This window comes from Actinomycetota bacterium, from assembly GCA_035536535.1.
In the GTDB taxonomy this organism is placed as follows: Bacteria; Actinomycetota; JAICYB01; order JAICYB01; family JAICYB01; genus DATLNZ01.
Window position 1 is genome coordinate 1 of the sequence record DATLNZ010000146.1, and the last position, 2,114, is coordinate 2,114.

Sequence of the window (2,114 nt, forward strand, 5' to 3'; positions counted from 1 at the left end):
GGGACGAAGTCCTCGTTTTTGCCCACGCTCAAGGCGCTGTCCCCGCGGTTCCGCGTGCTCGCGTGCGACCTGCCCGGCTCCGGGGACGCCGCGAAGCCGGTGGCCCCGTACACGGCATCGTGGTTTTTCGACCGCGTGATCGAGCTGCTCGACGAGATGGGAATCGACCGCGCCTCGTTTGTCGGCAACTCGATGGGGGGCCGGGTGGCCATCGAGGCCGGTTTGCGGGCGCCGGAGCGGTGTGACCGCCTCGTGCTGCTGTGTCCGGCGCTGGCGTTCACGCGCTTCCGCTACACGGTGCCGATCGTCCGGTTCATGCGGGCAGAGGTGGGGGTCCTGCCGTTCGCCCCGCCCCGCAGCGCCGTCATCCGGACTCTGCGAAGCATCTTCGCCCACCCGGAGCGCGTCCCGGCGCACTGGTTCGAGGCGTCCGCCGACGAGTTCTTCCGGGTGTACCGCAAGCCCCGGGGGCGCATCGCGTTCTGGGCCGCCGCCCGGAGCATTTACCTGGACGAGCCCGGAGGCCGCAACGGCTTCTGGGCCCGGCTGGCGCAGCTGGAGGTCCCGTCTCACTTCGTGTTCGGACGCCACGACGCCCTGATCCCGCACTCGTTCGCCGACCGGGTCGCCGAGGTGCTGCCGGAGGCCGGGATCTCGCTTTTCGAGGAGTGCGGCCACGTCCCGCAGCTGGAGGATCCGGAGCGCACCCACCGCGTGATCCGCTCGTTGCTCGGGTAGGCTGGCCGGGTCGGCGGGGAGGTGCTTTTCACGTGGCGCTGAAGAAGGTCATGGGGACCGAGACCGAGTACGGCGTCAGCGTCTCGGGCGCCTCGGAGACCTCGCCCGTCATGGTCGCGGGCCTGCTGGTCGGACAGTACGGCCAGGCCGAGCTGCGGCGGGTCAAGTGGGACTGCCAGGAGGAGAACCCGCTGCGCGACGCGCGCGGCTTCGAGGGCGCCCGCAACCGCGAGGCGGCCGAGGAGGAGGGGTCGCTGGTGAACCTCGTCCTCACCAACGGCGCCCGCTACTACGTGGACCACGCGCACCCGGAGTTCTCGACGCCCGAGACGACCAACCCGCGTGACTGTGTCCTGTGGGACAAGGCCGGGGAGGCGATCCTGGCCGAGTCGATCAGGCGGGCCCAGGCGACCATGGCGCCGGGGGAGCGGGTCCACGTCTACAAGAACAACTCGGACGGCAAGGGCAACTCCTACGGCACCCACGAGAACTACCTCGTGGACCGGTCGGTGCCCTTTGCGAGGCTGGCCGCTTCGCTGATCCCGTTTTTCGTTTCGCGGCAGGTGTTCTGCGGCGCGGGCAAGGTCGGGTGCGAGGAGCCGGGGGCCGAGGGGGTCACGTACCAATTGGCCCAGCGGGCCGACTTCATCGAGGCCGAGGTCGGGCTGGAGACGACGCTGAAGCGTCCTTTGGTGAACACCCGCGACGAGCCGCACGCCGACCCGGACCGGTTTCGCCGCCTCCACGTGATCGTCGGCGACGCCAACATGTGCGAGGTCTCGACGTTCCTCAAGGTCGGGACGACCGCCCTGCTGCTGATGCTCATCGAGGACGAGGAAATCGATCCGGACGCCTTCACGCTGGCCGCCCCCGTGGCAGCGGTGAAAGCCGTCAGCCGCGACCCCGGGCTGAGCACCGAGTTCGAGATGAGCGACGGCCGGTGGCTGACCGCTCTGGAGCTTCAGTGGGAGTACCTGGAGGCGGTGAAGCGCTACCTCAAGACGCGCGGCGACGACATCGTGACCGGGCCGGAGTGGCCGGCGGAGGTCGCCTCAAAGTGGGAGTACGTGCTGACCGCGCTGGAGGACGATCCCGGCTCCCTGGAGCGCGAAGTCGACTGGGTCGCCAAGCGGGTGATGCTGGAGGCGTACCGGGACAGGCACGGCCTTTCCTGGTCGGACCCGAAGCTCAAGCTCATCGATCTGCAGTACCACGACGTGGACACGGATCGGGGCCTGTACAACCGCCTGGTCGCCTCGGGCCGCGTGGAGCGGCTTGTGTCCGACGAGGAGGTGCAGCGGGCGATGACCAATCCCCCCGAAGACACCCGCGCGTACTTCCGCGGACGCTGCCTCGCCCGCTACGCGACCCGCCTG

2 protein-coding genes are annotated in these 2,114 nt (G+C 69.6%); both read left to right on the forward strand.

Annotated elements, in window-relative coordinates:
* The coding region (locus tag VNE62_09805) for an alpha/beta fold hydrolase (GenBank protein ID HVE92573.1) at positions 1–738 on the forward strand (738 nt) is incomplete at its 5' end.
* A gap of 32 nt (positions 739–770) precedes the next feature.
* The coding region (gene dop, locus VNE62_09810) for a depupylase/deamidase Dop (GenBank protein HVE92574.1) at positions 771–2,114 on the forward strand (1,344 nt) is incomplete at its 3' end.